The sequence below is a fragment of the Pseudomonas sp. TE3728 genome (assembly GCF_056279145.1).
In genome coordinates this window covers 2,884,788-2,901,103 of the sequence record NZ_JBWBQT010000001.1, presented here as the reverse complement: position 1 = coordinate 2,901,103, position 16,316 = coordinate 2,884,788, and the positions used below count along the sequence as shown (strand labels likewise).

The 16,316-nt window shown below is 59.2% G+C and carries 15 protein-coding genes; 5 read left to right on the top strand and 10 right to left on the bottom strand.

Annotated features, from left to right (window positions below; all coding sequences use genetic code 11):
* Nucleotides 1-134: 134 nt before the first annotated feature.
* A complete protein-coding gene (locus ACZ89R_RS12390; protein ID WP_429545645.1) occupies nt 135-1,277 on the top strand; it encodes a transporter substrate-binding domain-containing protein in 1,143 nt (380 codons plus the stop codon).
* A 53-nt stretch (nt 1,278-1,330) separates the two neighbouring features.
* On the opposite strand, the gene ACZ89R_RS12385 is transcribed toward ACZ89R_RS12390, so the two are convergent.
* The 5 genes from ACZ89R_RS12385 to norR all read right to left on the bottom strand — a co-directional run bounded on the left by ACZ89R_RS12385 (nt 1,331) and on the right by norR (nt 5,770).
* Nucleotides 1,331-2,080 (bottom strand): YkgJ family cysteine cluster protein, encoded by a 750-nt coding sequence (locus ACZ89R_RS12385; protein WP_429545646.1) that lies wholly within the window; start codon nt 2,078-2,080, stop codon nt 1,331-1,333.
* A gap of 83 nt (nt 2,081-2,163) precedes the next feature.
* The gene (locus ACZ89R_RS12380) at nt 2,164-2,490 is read right to left on the bottom strand and encodes a hypothetical protein (RefSeq protein WP_429545647.1); all 327 of its coding nucleotides are present in this window, start codon (nt 2,488-2,490) and stop codon (nt 2,164-2,166) included.
* Between the two features lie 147 nt (nt 2,491-2,637).
* Nucleotides 2,638-3,096 (bottom strand): GNAT family N-acetyltransferase, encoded by a 459-nt coding sequence (locus ACZ89R_RS12375; protein ID WP_429545648.1) that lies wholly within the window; start codon nt 3,094-3,096, stop codon nt 2,638-2,640.
* A 27-nt stretch (nt 3,097-3,123) separates the two neighbouring features.
* Nucleotides 3,124-4,026, bottom strand: a complete 903-nt coding sequence (locus tag ACZ89R_RS12370; protein ID WP_429545649.1) for a chemotaxis protein CheV — start codon at nt 4,024-4,026, stop codon at nt 3,124-3,126.
* A 190-nt stretch (nt 4,027-4,216) separates the two neighbouring features.
* Complete coding sequence (gene norR / locus ACZ89R_RS12365) at nt 4,217-5,770, bottom strand: nitric oxide reductase transcriptional regulator NorR (protein ID WP_429545650.1); 1,554 nt, start codon at nt 5,768-5,770, stop codon at nt 4,217-4,219.
* A gap of 147 nt (nt 5,771-5,917) precedes the next feature.
* Here norR and hmpA point away from each other — a divergent pair, with 147 nt between their 5' ends.
* Together hmpA and ACZ89R_RS12355 are read left to right on the top strand one after the other, a co-directional pair.
* Entirely contained in the window at nt 5,918-7,099 is a 1,182-nt protein-coding gene (gene hmpA / locus ACZ89R_RS12360) for an NO-inducible flavohemoprotein (protein ID WP_429544205.1), read from the top strand.
* Nucleotides 7,100-7,332: 233 nt separating this feature from the next.
* Entirely contained in the window at nt 7,333-8,109 is a 777-nt protein-coding gene (locus tag ACZ89R_RS12355) for an ABC transporter substrate-binding protein (RefSeq protein ID WP_123494447.1), read from the top strand.
* A 123-nt stretch (nt 8,110-8,232) separates the two neighbouring features.
* Here ACZ89R_RS12355 and ACZ89R_RS12350 read toward each other — a convergent pair whose 3' ends face one another.
* The 5 genes from ACZ89R_RS12350 to ACZ89R_RS12330 form a co-directional block, all read right to left on the bottom strand.
* Nucleotides 8,233-8,874: a helix-turn-helix transcriptional regulator gene (locus ACZ89R_RS12350; protein WP_038981650.1), complete on the bottom strand. Its 642-nt coding sequence runs from the start codon at nt 8,872-8,874 to the stop codon at nt 8,233-8,235.
* 92 nt (nt 8,875-8,966) lie between these two features.
* Nucleotides 8,967-10,094 (bottom strand): NAD(P)/FAD-dependent oxidoreductase, encoded by a 1,128-nt coding sequence (locus ACZ89R_RS12345; protein WP_429545651.1) that lies wholly within the window; start codon nt 10,092-10,094, stop codon nt 8,967-8,969.
* Nucleotides 10,095-10,245: 151 nt separating this feature from the next.
* A complete protein-coding gene (locus tag ACZ89R_RS12340) occupies nt 10,246-11,193 on the bottom strand; it encodes an ornithine cyclodeaminase family protein (RefSeq protein WP_429547862.1) in 948 nt (315 codons plus the stop codon).
* A gap of 138 nt (nt 11,194-11,331) precedes the next feature.
* A complete protein-coding gene (rhlB, locus tag ACZ89R_RS12335) occupies nt 11,332-12,819 on the bottom strand; it encodes an ATP-dependent RNA helicase RhlB (RefSeq protein ID WP_123494444.1) in 1,488 nt (495 codons plus the stop codon).
* An 85-nt stretch (nt 12,820-12,904) separates the two neighbouring features.
* On the bottom strand, nt 12,905-13,561 hold the full coding sequence (locus tag ACZ89R_RS12330; RefSeq protein WP_429545652.1) for an alpha/beta hydrolase: 657 nt from the start codon (nt 13,559-13,561) through the stop codon (nt 12,905-12,907).
* 469 nt (nt 13,562-14,030) lie between these two features.
* Here ACZ89R_RS12330 and ACZ89R_RS12325 point away from each other — a divergent pair, with 469 nt between their 5' ends.
* Together ACZ89R_RS12325 and ACZ89R_RS12320 are read left to right on the top strand one after the other, a co-directional pair.
* On the top strand, nt 14,031-15,062 hold the full coding sequence (locus ACZ89R_RS12325; protein ID WP_123494442.1) for an amino acid ABC transporter substrate-binding protein: 1,032 nt from the start codon (nt 14,031-14,033) through the stop codon (nt 15,060-15,062).
* Between the two features lie 65 nt (nt 15,063-15,127).
* Nucleotides 15,128-16,309 (top strand): amino acid ABC transporter permease, encoded by a 1,182-nt coding sequence (locus ACZ89R_RS12320; RefSeq protein ID WP_429545653.1) that lies wholly within the window; start codon nt 15,128-15,130, stop codon nt 16,307-16,309.
* The last annotated feature ends 7 nt before the right edge of the window (nt 16,310-16,316 follow it).

Sequence of the window (16,316 nt, the reverse complement as noted above, 5' to 3'; positions counted from 1 at the left end):
CATTTTGTTGACGGGTAACTATTCCTCCCGCCAATGAGACAGTTCCCACAAGGACGCGCGATTACTCCGCTAGGAAAGACGGTTGTCATTCATCAAGAATTCATGCCCTGTGAATTTTTGATGAAGGTCGCCAGATGTCTCTGCTGAAAACCCTGTCCCTGCTCACTCTGGTGACCCTGACCACCGGCTGCGTGTCCTCTGCGGTCGATCCGCAGATCCGCTTCGGGGTCGAAGCCCTGGTTCCACCGTTCGAGAGCCGTAACGACAAAGGTGAGCTGGTCGGATTGAACATCGAGTTGGGCAACGCACTGTGTGCTGAGCTCGAATCCCGCTGTGTCTGGATCGATCAGGATTACGCGACTAACCTCCATGCCCTTGAAGCCGGCCGCTTCGACGTGATCATGCCGATGACGGCTACACAGGCGCGGCGCGAGCGGGTCGATTTCACCGACAATCTTTATCCCCTGAGCAGCCGTCTGGTAGCGCGCAAAGGCGCGACGTTGCAACCGGATGTGCAATCGCTCAAAGGCAAGCGTATCGGCGTCCTGGCGGGCACCAGTCGTGAAGCGTTCGCCAAGGCGCGTTGGGCGGACGCAGGCGTAACGGTGCGCAGTTTTCAATTCAACGATCAGTTGATTACCAGTCTTCTGGCGGGCGAGATCGATGCCACCCTGCAAGACTCCATCGAAATCACTCAAGCCTTGCTAAGCCAACCTCAAGGACAGGCGTTCGACTTTGCCGGTCCTGCCCTCAACGATCCGATGCTGGGCAATGGTGTGGCGATGGCTGTGCGCAAAAGCGACACCCGCTTGCGCGATAACCTGAATGCAGCCCTTGAGCGTCTCAAGCAAAATGGCCAGTACCAAGCGATAACCGAGCGCTACTTGCCACCAGCAGTACCCGATTCACCACGTTACTTTCCGAATGAAGAAGGCTTGCCATTTTCCGATGCGGTACAGGCTGGTGAGACCCTTTATCTTTCCGGGATGCTCGGTCTGGATGCTGATGGCCAACTGGTCAAGGGCGGGATTGGCCCGCAAATGACCCAGGCCATGGAGAACCTGCGCACCGAACTGCAACGTCGAGGCTCATCCCTCGCTCATGTGGCCAAATGCACGGTCATACTTGCCGATATCAAAGACTTCGATGCCATGAATGCGGTTTACCGCCGGACTTTCCCAGCCGATCGCCTACCTGCCCGGACAACGTTCGCGGCTAAAAAACTGCTGGCGAATGCTCGGGTGGAAGTCGAATGCCTTGCGGTAGCTGCTCGCTGACTCACCATCAGACAAGCCACTGTGCAACTAAAGTTGTGCAGTGGTTGGGTGTTTCAGGCTGCCCGCAACGAAATAAACGCATACCTAACCGGTGTATCGGTTGCCACCTGTGCACCCGCCGCCTGCACTTGCCCGGCAATATCCTCACCCGACACGTGAAACAGCCAATCACTACTCGACTCCATCTGCGATTGCGCTGAAATCTGATCGATAACCGTGGCAAACGCGTTCATATCCGGCAAATAAGCGGTAAATCCATCGCCCTTCAACGCTGTCGTCCGAATCCCCAATAACGCGCAAATCGCCTCCTTGGTCTGAATCTCATCGCGATCGGCCTGACGCGAGCGCTGGATCAATCCCGTCAGTTCCTGATCCACCAGCTTACCCCCGATGATCAAATCCGGCCCTGTTACCCAGGACTCGGGCGGGCATTCCTTGATAGATGGGTTGAGCGGGATGTGCGGGTTGATTTCCATCGGATAGATGCGGCACACCAGCGGTCGGCGTTCATAGATGCGGCAGAGGTTGTCTTCGTCAAGATTCCGGCAGGGGCCGACGTTGTACGCGGCAAAGGTGATCGCCACATACGCCTCACAGGCACCACTTCGAACCACCACCGAACGGCGTTCGGCGTGTTCACGTTGCTGCGCGGGCAGGCCCAGGCCATTGGCGAGGAAGGCCTCCACCAGCACGATCACCTGACCGCCATCGGCCGCCCACATCCGGGCTTCGGCCAGTGTCAGGGGCACGTGGTGGTCGTTGCAGCATTTGCCACAACCTACGCAGGAAAACGTTGTATTCATTGAACGGCCAGTCACCTGTGAGGGCATGAAATGGCGACAAAAAGCCACCGCAAGGGCCTGTGCCGAAGCAAGTTATGCGCCATTCACTGCGCTTTTGCTGTTGGGCGGATGGAGTCCCACTCGGTTACGTAGGCGGTTTTGCTTTTCTTGTTGTAGAGGCACAGCTCGGTGCCTTGCTGGCCTTTCATGTGTTTTTGCGGGTACTGGCCTTGCAGCAGGAGTGCGGTATAACCGACCCGATCATCGAACTGCGCGGCGTTGCCGATGGGTTTGACGTTCTTCAGGCCGCTGGTTTTGGTGCAACTGGCGAGCACGGCTTTGTCGTAGGCGGCCCAGGCTTCGGGACTGGAGGCGTGGGCTTGGGTGGCGAGGGCGGTGAGGCAGAGGAAGGTCAGGGTGGTGGCTTTCATGGTTTGGGCATCCTTGGCGTGTAGTGGCCGAGGTCGGAGTATGCCTGATGGTTTCGGGTGGTTGTGCGGGCCTCTTCGCGGGCAAGCCACGCTCCCACAGGGATCACCTGAATCCTGTGGGAGCGAGGCTTGCCCGCGAAAGCGGTGTCAGGTTGGAACCGGTTCCCGGCGGACCACATACATCCCGGCACTTTCATACAAACGCTGGGCCCGAAGGTTGTTTTCCAGCACCTTCAGATCCACAAAGCCTTCGCGACGTTGCTGAAACACCTTGAAAGCATTGAGCAGCAATGCACGGCCAAGTCCGAGGCCTTGAGCGCGCGGATGCACCACCAGGCTCTTGATGTAGGCACTGGTCCAGCACTGGGCGACGGCGACGATTCCTTCGGCGTCGAACGCGATGAAGCACAGGGACGGATCGTATTCGGGATCGGTTTCGAAACGCTGTTGCCAGACTTCCAGCGCCGGTACGCGACCGCCACCTTCTCGATAGCCGAGTTCCATCAAGTGATGGACGGCTTCGGCGAGTTCAGGACGGTACTCGGTCAACTCAATGCCATTTGGCCAAGTGCAAGGCGGCACATCCTCAGCGAGGTTGCGCCGCATCAGAAAACAAAAGTCCTCGGCCACCACTCAATGACCTTGTTCGGCGACGGCCTTGGCCGCCGCGATCAGGCATTTGGTCAGTTCCGGTGAGGAGAATTTGGTCAGCACCGCGTTGGCCCCGGCCAGTCGAGCTTTCTCGCTGTTCATCGCGCTGTCCAGCGAGGTGTGCAGCAACACATAGAGGTGCGAGAAGTCCGGTGTCTCGCGCAATGTGCGGGTGAGGGCATAGCCGTCCATTTCCGACATTTCGATGTCCGAGACGATCAGGTTGATCTGCTGGGCGGTGCCTTGCAGGTCCAGCAGGCAGTCGATGGCTTCCTTGGCGCTGCGAGCGGTGTGGCATTGCAGGCCGAGGTTGCGCAGGGTGTGTACCGATTGTTGCAGGGCGACCTGGCTGTCATCGACCACCAGGATTCGCGCGTTGCCGAGGACTTCGGCGTCTTCCATGCTCAGTTCGGTGGGGGCCGTTTCGATCTGCGCCGGAGCGATGCCGTGAATGACCTTTTCGATGTCCAGCACTTGCACCAAAGTGCCGTCGACCGAGGTCACGCCGGTGATGTACGAGCGCACGCCACCGGAGCCGAAGGGCGGTGGACGGATGTCGGTGGTCAGGCAATGGACGATCTTGCTCACCGCCTGAACGTGCAGGCCCTGTTTGGAGCGGCTGACGTCGGTGACGATCAGGCAGCCACCGTTCGGGTCTTCCAGCGGTCGCTCGCCGATGGCGCGGCTCAGATCGATCACCGACAGCGATGCGCCGCGCAGGGTGGCGATGCCTTTGACGTGGGGGTGCGACTCCGGCAGCTTGGTCAGCGGCGGGCAGGGGATGATTTCGCTGACTTTCAGCAGGTTGATCGCCATCAGCTTGCCGCTGCGCAAGGTAAACAGCAGAAGCGAAAGTGAATCTGCGCGGGCTTTGTTGGAAGACATAAAAACCTTCTGTGGAAAAAGGTGATGGGCGATTGTGAAGATCGCCAACAGCTATCGATGCCGGGTTATCGACTTGTTAGGGGTAGGCTTTAGTACCAATGAATGTTGGGTAGATCAAAAGATCGCAGCCTCGCTTCGCTCGACAGCTCCTACAAGGGATTGGCGTGCCGCCGAAGGCTGCGATATTGGCTTATTTCATACCCAACCGCTTGGCCATCCGTCCAAGGTTCGCCCGATCCAGACCCAGCTCCCGCGCCGCGCTGGCCCAGTTGTTCTGGTGCCGTTCCAGGCAAGCGCTGATCAGTTGGCGCTGATAATGCTCGGTGGCCTCACGCAAATCTCCTGCAATTAATGCCGCCGCCGGTGCCGCAACCACCGGTTCCGGTACGGGTTCAATGCTGCCGTTGGGCAAGTCCAGATCCGCCGCACTCAAACTGAGAATCTTCGGCCGTTGCTTGCAGTTACCCAACGCCTTCAACGCACTGCGACCAATCAAATGCTCCAGCTCCCGCACGTTCCCCGGCCAGTCATACGCCAATAGTGCCGCTTGCGCATCACTGGTCAGGCGCAGGCTGTTGAGGCCCATGCGTGAGCGGTTTTGTTCCAGGAAAAAGCCGCTGAGCAGCAGCACATCCCGACCGCGATCGCGCAGTGCGGGCACCAGTAGCGGGTAAACGCTCAAGCGATGATAGAAGTCGGCACGGTAGCGACCGCTGCGCACTTCTTCAGCCAGGTCACGGTTGGTCGCAGCGATCAATCGCACGTCGACCTGATGTTCCTGGTCCGACCCCAGCCGCTGCAATTGCCCGCTCTGCAGCACTCGCAGCAATTTGGCCTGCACCGTCAGCGACAGTTCGCCCACTTCATCGAGGAACAACGTACCGCCATTGGCCAGCTCGAACTTGCCGCGCCGATCATTCGTCGCGCCGGTGAAAGCCCCGCGCACATGGCCGAACAATTCGCTCTCCACCAGCGTGTCTGGCAGGGCGGCGCAATTGAGGCTGATGATCGGTTTGTCGGCCCGTGGGGACGCCGCGTGGATGGCTTGGGCCACCAGCTCTTTGCCGACTCCGGTTTCACCGGTGATCAGCACCGTCAGGTCACTGCCGCCCACCAGGCTGATCTCTTCCACCAGTCGTTTGTAAGTCTTGCTCTGGCCGATCATTTCACGGTTTTGCTGGCCGCTGGCCTGACGGTAAACCTCGGCACGCTGATGTTCGTCCTCAACGCGATTGGCCAGCCGTTCGATGCGCTCGGCGGCGTTGACCGTGGCGGCGGCGAGGCTGGCGAAGGCTTGCAGGGCGTCCAGTTCGATCGGTTCGAAACGTTCAGGGTCGAGCGCGTCGAGGGTCAGCAAACCCCACGGACGCTCGTCAATAAACAGCGGGCAGCCCATGCAGTCGTGGACCTCCAGATGTTCGTGAAGACCATCGACCAGACCGTCATAAGGATCGGGCAAATCACTGTCGGCGGCGAAGCGAGTCGGGCCGGGGCTGCTGAGCAACGCTTCGAAGCGCGGGTGTTCGCTGACTTTGAAGCGTCGACCGAGGGTGTCGGTGCTCAACCCGTCCACCGCCAGCGGCACCAGCCATTCGCCATCGAGCCGCAGCAGGGCCGCGGCGTCGCACGGGAGCAGGGCGCGCATGGCTTCGAGCAAGCGTCGGTAGCGCTCGCCTTCGGGCAGTTCGCGGGACAGGTCGGAGACCAGGGGCAGCAACGTCGTGAGCAGTAATTTTGCAGTCATAATGACTCCGTGTAGTCGGTGTGACTATAAAACGTCGCGTGTCGATATGACTACTGTGTTTTTAACCTACTGATTTATAACGTTTTAATTGTTGGCATGGAAACTGATAAGTAAAGGTTATTCATATAAAGCCCAGGGGTTGCTCTTATGCTTAGCGTTCAAGACCGTGCCATCATCAAGTCCACCGTGCCGTTGCTGGAAAGCGGCGGCGAAGCGTTGATCACTCACTTCTACCGCATGATGCTCTCCGAATATCCGGAAGTCCGTCCGCTGTTCAACCAGGCCCACCAGGCCAGCGGCGATCAGCCTCGCGCCCTGGCCAACGGTGTATTGATGTATGCGCGGCACATCGACCAGCTCGATCAGTTGGGCGACCTGGTGGCCAAGATCATCAACAAGCACGTGGCCCTGCAGATCCTCCCGGAGCATTACCCGATTGTGGGTAGCTGCCTGTTGCGAGCCATTTCCGAAGTGCTGGGCGAAGAGATTGCCACGCCTGAAGTGATGAGCGCGTGGGGCGCGGCCTACGGTCAATTGGCCGAGATCCTGATCGGCGCCGAAGCCAGCATCTACGACCAGAAGGCCCAGGCGCCGGGCGGCTGGCGTGGTGCGCGGGAGTTCATCGTGGTGGCCAAGGTCGAGGAGAGCGCGGAAATCATTTCTTTCTACTTCGAACCGGCGGACAAGGGCCCGATTCTCGCGGCAGAGCCTGGCCAGTACATCGGCATGAAACTGATCCTCGATGGCGAAGAAATTCGACGTAACTATTCGCTGTCGGCGCTGGCCAATAAGGGCCAGTACCGCATCAGCGTCAAGCGCGAAACCGGCGGCCGCGCTTCCAACCATTTGCACGATCAACTGCACGTCGGCGCAAGCATTATGCTGTTCCCGCCAGCGGGCGATTTCACCCTGACCGCCAGCGACAAACCGTTGGTGCTGATCAGTGGCGGCGTCGGCATCACCCCGACGCTGGCGATGCTCGAAGCGGCGCTGGCGACCGAGCGGCCGGTGCACTTTATTCACTGCGCGCGTAACGGTAGCGTGCATGCTTTCCGTGACTGGATCGATGGGCTGGCCGAGCGTCATCCGCAGCTCAAGCGTTTTTATTGCTATGCCGAAGACGATGGCATCAGCCCGGCGGCGGACAAGGTTGGCCTGTTGAGCCAGGAGCAACTTGGCGCGTGGTTGCCAAAAGAACGCGATGTGGATGCGTACTTCCTGGGGCCTAAAGGCTTCATGGCGGCGATCAAGCGTCACCTCAAGGCTTTGGGTGTGCCAGAGAAGCAGAGCCGTTACGAGTTCTTCGGGCCGGCTGCCGCGCTGGAATAACTCTCTGGGCGGTTGCTGAGGGCCGGGTCGGTGTTTCGCTAATTTGCGAAGCACCGACCCGGCTTTTTTTGCATTTGGCTAGCACCCGACCAGAGGCCGGGTATAAGGCTGTCTGCCCGATTGACGGATAATACGTAAAAGTCCAGTATGGAATTCTAAGTACAAAAAAGGTTTCCCCGTTTCATTTTTTCTTCTGTCTTGCCAAACCAACAACAACCCGCGAGAGAACGAATATGAAGAAATTCCCCCTCATCACCGGTCTGGCCCTGAGCCTGTTGGCGTGCAGTAGCTTGTTCGCCGCCGAGAAAGACCTGCGTATCGGTATCGAAGCGGCTTATCCGCCGTTTGCGTCCAAAACCGACAAAGGCGAGATTGTCGGCTTTGACTACGACATCGGCAATGCGCTGTGCGCGCAGATGAAGGTCAAGTGTGTGTGGGTCGAAGGCGAGTTCGACGGTCTGATTCCTTCCCTGAAAGTGAAGAAAATCGACATGGCGCTGTCGTCCATGACCATCAACGAAGACCGTAAGAAATCGGTGGATTTCACTCACAAGTATTACTTCACCTCATCGCGTCTGGTGATGAAGGACGGCGCAGTGGTGGATGACCAGTACGCCAGCCTCAAGGGCAAGAATATCGGCGTGCAGCGCGCAACCACCACCGACCGTTACGCCACCGAGGTTTTCGAACCCAAGGGCATCAACGTCAAGCGCTACAGCAACAACGAAGAAATCTACATGGACCTGGCAGCCGGTCGTCTCGATGCGATTTTTGCCGACACCATCCCGTTGAGTGACTTCCTGGCGATGCCGCGTGGCAAGGGCTATGCGTTTGTCGGGCCGGAATTGAAAGACCCGAAGTACGTGGGTGAGGGCGCCGGGATTGCCGTGCGCAAGGGCAACACGCAGTTGGTGGCGGATCTGAACAAGGCGATCGACGAGATTCGCGCCAGTGGCGAGTATCAGAAGATTTCGCAGAAATATTTCAAGTCGGATATCTACGGCGATTGATCAATCGCCATCGCGGGCAAGCCCGCTCCCACAGGTTCAGCGGTGTACTCATATTTGTGCACGACACGGACACTGTGGGAGCGGGCTTGCCCGCGATGAGGCCGGAACAGTCTCTGCAAATCTTTAGCCCTTCAATTCCTTCAAATGCTTGTACACCGTCGCCCGCCCCATGTTCAGCACATTGGCCACATAGTTGGAGGCGCTTTTGCCTTTGAAGGCGCCTTCGGCGTGCAGCGCCAGCACCAGTTCGCGTTTGTGGTCGCGGGTCAGCACGTTCAGGCTCAACTGACGCTCGCGCAGCCAGGCGTGCAGAAAGGTGTTGATCCGTTCCTGCCAGTCATCGCGAAACAGTGAGTCCGGTTGCGGGATCAGCTTGGTCGGCGACAGGAACAAATCCAGCGCCGCTTTCGCGTTCTCGAATAGCGAAATATTCAGGTTGATGCACAGGACCGCCAGCGGACGACCCTCGCTGTCGCGCAGTACGCTGCTGAGGCTGCGAATCTTCTGGCCGTCCCAGTTGAGCTTTTCGTACGGCCCGATGTTTCGTTCGCTGACCTCTTCGCTGAGCATGTCTTCCAGCGATGAGTCGTCGCCGATTTCCCGTTTGGACAGGTTGTTGGCGATGTAATCGACCTTCTGCGTGCGCAGGTCGTGCAGCACCACCTCGGCATGAGGGAAGAACAACGTGGCGATGGCATCGGCAATCGCGCGAAAGTTGTCCATGGACGTAGCGTCCAGTGCCGAGTCTTTTTCAGGTGCGTTCATACAGTGGAACTCCAGGCAGCGTCAGTGCCCCGTTAAAAAGGGGCACTGGAAGTTTGCCGCAATCGTGTGGACACGTCACCTGACGGGCAGGATCAGCTCAGGCGGGCGGGGGAGAGCATCTCGGCGTCCAGGCCGAAACGGGTGAGCTGCTCGGGCAAGGCTTCACCGCGTACCAGTGCAGCGCTGGCCTGGCCCATGGCCGGCGACGTCTGGATGCCGTAGCCGCCTTGCGCCGCGACCCAGAACAGCCCCGGCACCTGCTGATCGAAGCCGGACAGCAAATCCCCGTCGCGCACGAAACTGCGCAGGCCGGCCCAGGTGCGGGTCGGGCGGCGAATGGTCAAGGTGGTGGCTTCTTCGATCTGGTAAATGCCCATGGCGATGTCCAGTTCTTCAGGCTGCACGTCGTGCGGTTCCACCGGGTCGGCGTTGGCCGGTGAGCCGAGGAACATGCCGGCGTCAGGCTTCATGTAGAAGGATTCATCGAGGCTGACCAGCATTGGCCAGTCATGGATATCCAGGCCCTCGGGGCCGGCAAAGATAAAAGCTGCGCGGCGCTTGGGTTGCAAACCCAGCGGTTTGGCGCCGGCGAGCTCGCCAACCTTGTCGGCCCAGGCACCGGCGGCGTTGATGATGATTGGCGCGCTGAAGGTCTGAGTGTTGGTTTGAACCTGCCACTGCCCTTGGGCATCACGACTCAGGCTCAACACTTCGCTGTCGGTATGCACTTCACCTTTATTGCGCCGAATACCGCGCAGATAGCCCTGATGCAGAGCATCGGTATCGATGTCGCTGGCGGTCGGGTCGTAGATCGCGCCGTGGACTTTTTCCCGACGCAGGATCGGCAGGCGCGCACAGGCTTCGTCGGCGCTGAGCCATTGCATTTGCGGCACTGTGGCTTTGGCGCTCAGGTATTGATTGCTCAGCTCGGCCGGATCGCCGGTGAAGTCGACGGTCATCTCGCCGCGCGGGGTCAGCAATGGGTGTTCGCAGAAACCGGGCGGTGGAGCGTCGAAGAAGTCGCGGCTGGCCTGGGTCAATGCCCGAACCTGCGGTGTGCCGTAGGCGGCGGTGAACAGCGCCGCCGAGCGTCCGGTGGAGTGATAGGCCGGATGGGATTCGCGTTCGAGCACAATCACCCGCCCGTGCTGCGACAGCCAGAAACCGGTGGAAGCGCCGGCAATCCCGCCGCCGATGATGATGAAATCTGCCTGGCTCATGAACGTCTCCTGTGGGGCGCAAATGCCGAAATTGTGGAATTCCCCTGTAGGAGCTGACGAGTGAAACGAGGCTGCGATCTTTTGACTTTGCTTTTTAAAGGCAAGATCAAAAAATCGCAGCTTTCGGCAGCTCCTACAGGGGGGTGTGGTGTTAGCGCTGTAGTTGGTAAAGGGCATTGGCCAATGCGATGTCTTCCAGGCCCAGGCCGATGGAGCGGAAGAACACCGGGCGGTCGTAGTCGGGGCGCTGCACTTTTTCGCTGAGCAAGTCGGGCAGGTCACCGACAATCGAACGCTTGTCCCAGCCATGCTGCTCACCGGCGATCAGCATCTCGCCGGCCGAGCCCGGAGTGGTTTGACGATAGTCACAGAACACCTGCATGTCATTGAGGCTTTGCGGAGGCACCTCATGGGCGCGTGGGGCGTTGGTGCTGATGGAGGTGATCAGCGCCGGCTTGCTCAAAATTGACGGGTCGATTACCGGGCCGGCGGACGAGGTGCAGAGCATGATCACGTCGGCATCTTGAATTGCGGCTTCGCAACTGTCGACGAGGGTCAGCCGTGGATCGAGGCTTTCAAGCTGTGCCAGCGCTTCGGGATTCTTGCCGTTCAGGCTTGGCGAATAAAGGCTGATGCTTTGCCAGTCCCGCAGGCCCTTGACGTAGTGCAGGTGCGCCTGGGCAACGTTACCGCTGCCGATAATTGCCAGGCGCTGAGCGCTCAATGGAGCAAGGGCATCGACCGCCACCGCCGTCGTCGCGGCGGTGCGTGCGGTGGTCAATTCACCGGCATCGCAGAGCAGCAGCGGCTGACCGGTCTGCATCGACATCAGCAACGTCCAGGCGGTTACGAGCGGGCCTTGCTCGCGCACGATGTAAGGCGAGGTCTTGACGCCATAGACCCCGTCTTCGGCCAGCACACCCAGGTAGTTGATGAAGTCCCCGGCACCCTGTGGGAACTCCACCAGCTGTTGTGCCGGCTGCACGGCTTGCCCGGCGGCCAGGTCGCGGAACAGCTTGCGCAGGATCTGCGGCACGTCAACGTGTGCCAGCAGTTCGCGGGCTTGAGGTTGGGTGATTACATAAGGCGTGCTGGGCATGGTCGGCTCCGGGCGCTGGAAGTAAACTAATTTGTCCATTATGGACTTTTAGTTATCTCTAGCAAGTCCTGTTGAAAAAGCCGGACGAAAAAAAAGCGCAGTCCGTTGCCGGCTGCGCCTCTTTCTGAAAGGCCCGAGTTACGGGCGCTTGCGCTCAACCGCCCGCAGCAGGTGCGTCGGTGGCGTTTCACAACTGATCTTGCGACCCAGCAGTGCCTCGATGGACGGTAGCTGGTAGGAGTCGTCTTCACCGGCAAAACTGATGGACACGCCATCCGCGCCGGCACGGCCGGTACGACCGATGCGGTGCACGTAGTCGTCCGGGACTTCCGGCAGGGTGAAGTTGATCACGTGGCTGATGCCGTCGATGTGAATGCCGCGACCGGCCACATCGGTGGCCACCAGCACGCGGATCTTGCCTTCGCGGAAACCTTCCAGGGTCTTGATGCGCTTGTGTTGCGGCACATCGCCGGACAGTTGCGCCGCATTGACGCCATCGCGCACCAGGCGCTCTTCGATGCGCCGCACTTCGTCCTTGCGGTTGGCGAAGACCATTACCCGTTCCCAGCCGTTATCGTTGACCAGGTTGTAGAGCAATTTGTATTTGTCGGCACCGGCCACCGCGTAGATGTGTTGCTCGACGTTTTCGCTGGCCACGTTCTGCGCTTCGATCTCGACGATCGACGGGTCGGTGGTCCATTGCTTGGCGAGGTTCATCACGTCTTCGGTGAAGGTCGCGGAGAACAGCAGCGTCTGGCGCTCGTTCTTCGGCGGAGTCTGGCGAATGATCTGACGCACTTGCGGGATGAAACCCATGTCGAGCATCCGGTCGGCTTCGTCCAGTACCATGACTTCGACCATGTCCAGGTGCACGTCGCCACGCTGGTTGAAATCGAGCAAACGGCCCGGAGTGGCCACGAGGATGTCGCAGTGACGGGCTTCGAGGTGCTTGAGTTGCTTGTCGAAGTCCATGCCACCGACAAACGTCATGACGTTGAGGCCGGTGTACTTGGTGAGGTCGGCTGCGTCCTTGGCGATCTGCACCACCAGTTCCCGGGTCGGGGCGATGATCAGTGCTCGCGGTTCACCCATGTAGCGCTCTTTGGGCGGCGGGGTTTGCAGCAGCTGAGTGATGATCGAAATCAGGAAGGCAGCGGTTTTGCCGGTGCCGGTCTGGGCACGACCAATGGCGTCTTTGCCCGCGAGGGTGAAGCCGAGCACCTGCGCCTGGATCGGCGTGCAATACGGAAAGCCCAGGTCCTGAATGGCGTGCATCAGTTCGGGGGCGAGTTTGAAATCGTGGAAGCGGGTTTTGCCTTCCTGGGGTTCGACGACGAAGTCTTCGAGTTTCCAGGGAATAACCGGCGCTTTTGGCTTGGGTTCGCGACGCGGTTTTGCCGGTTTCGGGGCTTCGCTGCGCGGCTGCTCAGAGGCGATGGGCTCGGCTGCGGGGGCGGTCGGTGTGGTCACCGGCTCGTGCTTCGGTGCCGCTACGGTTGCGGTCCGGCCAGGCTGATTACCGTCGGTGCGGTGGCTGGGAGTATGAGAAGGAGCGCTGGAGACTGGCGCGAGCTGCTCAGTCTCGCTTTTACCGAACATTTTCTTGAGTGCTTTGAGCACGGTCATCTCATCAATTGGTTAAGGAATATACGCCGGCCAGTGTAATGCAAGAATCGGGCGCGGCGTAGTGGGATGGATCAATGGGTAGCTTTTAGCGCAAACGCTCGGCGAGCCAGACGCCAATGTCGCGGATTTCTTCGGGTAACACTTCGTGGCCCATTGGGTATTCCTGCCATGTCACGGTGACACCATGTTGCTTTAAATACTCGTAGGCGGTCCGGCCCATGGAGTTTTGCACAACGTCATCGTACTGGCCGTGCAATGACAGCACCGGAATGCGTTGCTGGCTGGCGGAAAGCTCCAGTTCATCACTGAAGGTCGGGGCATAAGTCGAGAGGGCAAGTACGCCACCCAACGGTCCCTGCCATTTCAGAAAGGCCGTGTGCAACACCACGGCGCCACCTTGGGAAAAACCGGCGAGAAAGATGCGCGAGGCGTCTATTCCGCTGGCCTTCTGCTCTTCGATCAAATCAAAGACCCGTTGCGCGGACACTTCCAGCTGCTCGCGACTGATCGCGCGCGCCGGGCTCATGGCCAATATGTCGTACCAGCTCGGCATTTCGTAGCCACCGTTAATAGTGACGGCGCGAGTCGGTGCCTGGGGCAAAACGAAACGGGTGCTGAGCAGGTTTTCCTGTAGCGCCTCGGCTACCGGCAAAAAGTCGTAGCGGTCGGCACCCAGCCCGTGAAGCCAGATTACGCACGCGTCTGCGGGCTTGACGGGTTGAAGAATCAGGGGCTCGGTCATGTCTGCTCCATTGTTGTGCGTGCGCTCTCATTAAGTGCGAGGTTCGAGTGCGCAATGGGTTGATCAGTTAAGAAGATGTCGCAAGGTTGAAAGTTTTGCTATTGATCTTGCGCTGAATCGCTTTAGCGAGCGGTCTGGTACGGGCTTTGCTATGGGGAAGCCTGTGCAACCAATCTCATGCCTTGCGGTAACACTATCAGTGTATGGCTGGTCATGGGATAGCAAAGAATCCGGTGATGGATGTTCGCCAGTGGCCGCTACGGGCTTCGCGAACGTGAAAGGGCTACAGCCCGTTCGGCCGATTGGTGAGAAGTGAGTTATCCATAATGTGGATTTTCTCCTACTAGACTCATAGCGACGGTCCTTACGTCGGTTGACCCTAAAAAAAGCCAACACGGGTCAGCAACGCCTCAAAAGGGTGCGACAGGGCTCAAGCTCCGACACAACAAGAGCAAAACTGGAGGTTTGAATGAAGTTATTGAAATCCACCCTGGCCATCGTGACTGCAGCCGCAGTGCTCGGTGTCAGTGGGTTCGCTCAGGCGGGTGCAACCCTGGATGCAGTGCAAAAGAAAGGTTTCGTACAGTGTGGTGTGAGTGACGGTCTGCCGGGCTTCTCGGTTCCGGACTCCACTGGCAAGATCGTCGGTATCGATGCTGACTTCTGCCGCGCTGTGGCTGCTGCCGTATTCGGCGACGCGACCAAGGTCAAATTCAGCCAGTTGAATGCCAAGGAGCGTTTCACTGCTCTGCAGTCCGGCGAAATCGACGTGCTGTCGCGCAACTCCACCATGACCAGCTCCCGTGATGCGGGCATGGGCCTGAAGTTTCCAGGCTTCATCACCTACTACGACGGCATCGGCTTCCTGGCCAACAGTAAGCTGGGCGTGAAAAGTGCCAAGGAACTGGACGGTGCAACCATCTGCATCCAGGCCGGTACCACCACTGAGCTGAACGTCTCCGACTACTTCCGCGCCAATGGCCTGAAATACACCCCGATCACTTTCGACACCTCCGATGAAAGCGCCAAGTCGCTGGAATCCGGTCGTTGCGACGTGCTGACCTCCGACAAGTCCCAGCTGTTCGCCCAGCGCAGCAAGCTGGCCTCGCCGAAGGACTACGTGGTTCTGCCAGAAACCATTTCCAAGGAGCCCCTGGGCCCGGTCGTGCGTAACGGCGACGACGAGTGGCTGGCCATCGTGCGTTGGACTGGCTACGCCCTGCTCAATGCTGAAGAAGCAGGCGTGACTTCGAAGAACGTCGAAGCCGAAGCCAAGTCCACCAAGAACCCTGACGTCGCTCGTATGCTGGGCGCTGACGGTGAATACGGTAAAGACCTGAAACTGCCGAAAGACTGGGTCGTGAAGATCGTCAAGCAAGTCGGCAACTATGGCGAGATGTTCGAGCGCAACCTCGGCAAGGATACTCCGCTGCAAATCGACCGCGGCCTGAATGCGCTGTGGAACGCTGGCGGCATTCAATACGCACCACCAGTGCGCTGATGGTTCTATCACCCGGTGGGCCAACCACCGGGTGATGTTCTGTTCCATTATTTCCGGGGCACTTCATGCAAAATTCAATCGGCGCACCTAAGCAGAGGCTCAGCCTCAGCGATCCACGAGTGCGTGCGTGGCTGTTTCAGATCATCACGGTTGTCGCCGTGGTCGGGATGGGTTGGTACCTGTTCGACAACACGCAAACCAACCTTCAGCACCGGGGCATTACCTCGGGTTTCGACTTTCTTGAGCGCAGTGCCGGTTTCGGCATCGCTCAGCACCTGATCGACTACACCGAATCGGACAGCTATGCCCGTGTGTTCGTCATCGGTTTGCTCAACACCCTGCTGGTCACCTTTATCGGTGTGATCCTGGCGACGATCCTCGGTTTCATCGTCGGTGTGGCACGGCTGTCGAAGAACTGGATCATTGCCAAGCTGGCGACGGTGTACGTAGAGGTTTTCCGTAACATTCCGCCGCTGCTGCAAATCCTGTTCTGGTACTTCGCCGTGTTCCTGACCATGCCGGGGCCACGCAACAGCCATAACTTCGGCGACACCTTCTTCGTCAGCAGCCGCGGCCTGAACATGCCCGCAGCGTTGGCGGCGGACGGTTTCTGGCCGTTTGTGGCGAGCATCGTCGTGGCCATCGTGGCCATCGTGCTGATGAGCCGCTGGGCGACCAAGCGCTTCGAAGCGACCGGCGTACCGTTCCACAAATTCTGGGCAGGCCTGGCGCTGTTCCTGGTGATCCCTGCGCTGTGTGCCTTGATCTTCGGCGCGCCACTGCACTGGGAAATGCCGGAGCTCAGGGGCTTCAACTTCGTCGGTGGCTGGGTGCTGATCCCGGAACTGCTGGCGCTGACCCTGGCCCTGACGGTGTACACCGCGGCGTTTATCGCCGAAATCGTGCGTTCGGGCATCAAGTCGGTCAGCCACGGCCAGACCGAAGCGGCCCACTCGTTGGGATTGCGCAACGGTCCGACCCTGCGCAAGGTGATCATCCCGCAAGCCCTGCGCGTGATCATTCCACCGCTGACCAGCCAATACCTGAACCTGGCGAAAAACTCCTCGCTGGCGGCCGGTATCGGTTATCCGGAGATGGTGTCGTTGTTTGCCGGTACGGTGCTCAACCAGACTGGGCAGGCGATCGAAGTCATTGCCATCACCATGAGCGTGTACCTGGCGATCAGTATCAGCATTTCCCTGCTGATGAACTGGTACAACAAGCGCATTGCGCTGATCGAGCGGTAAGGAAAAG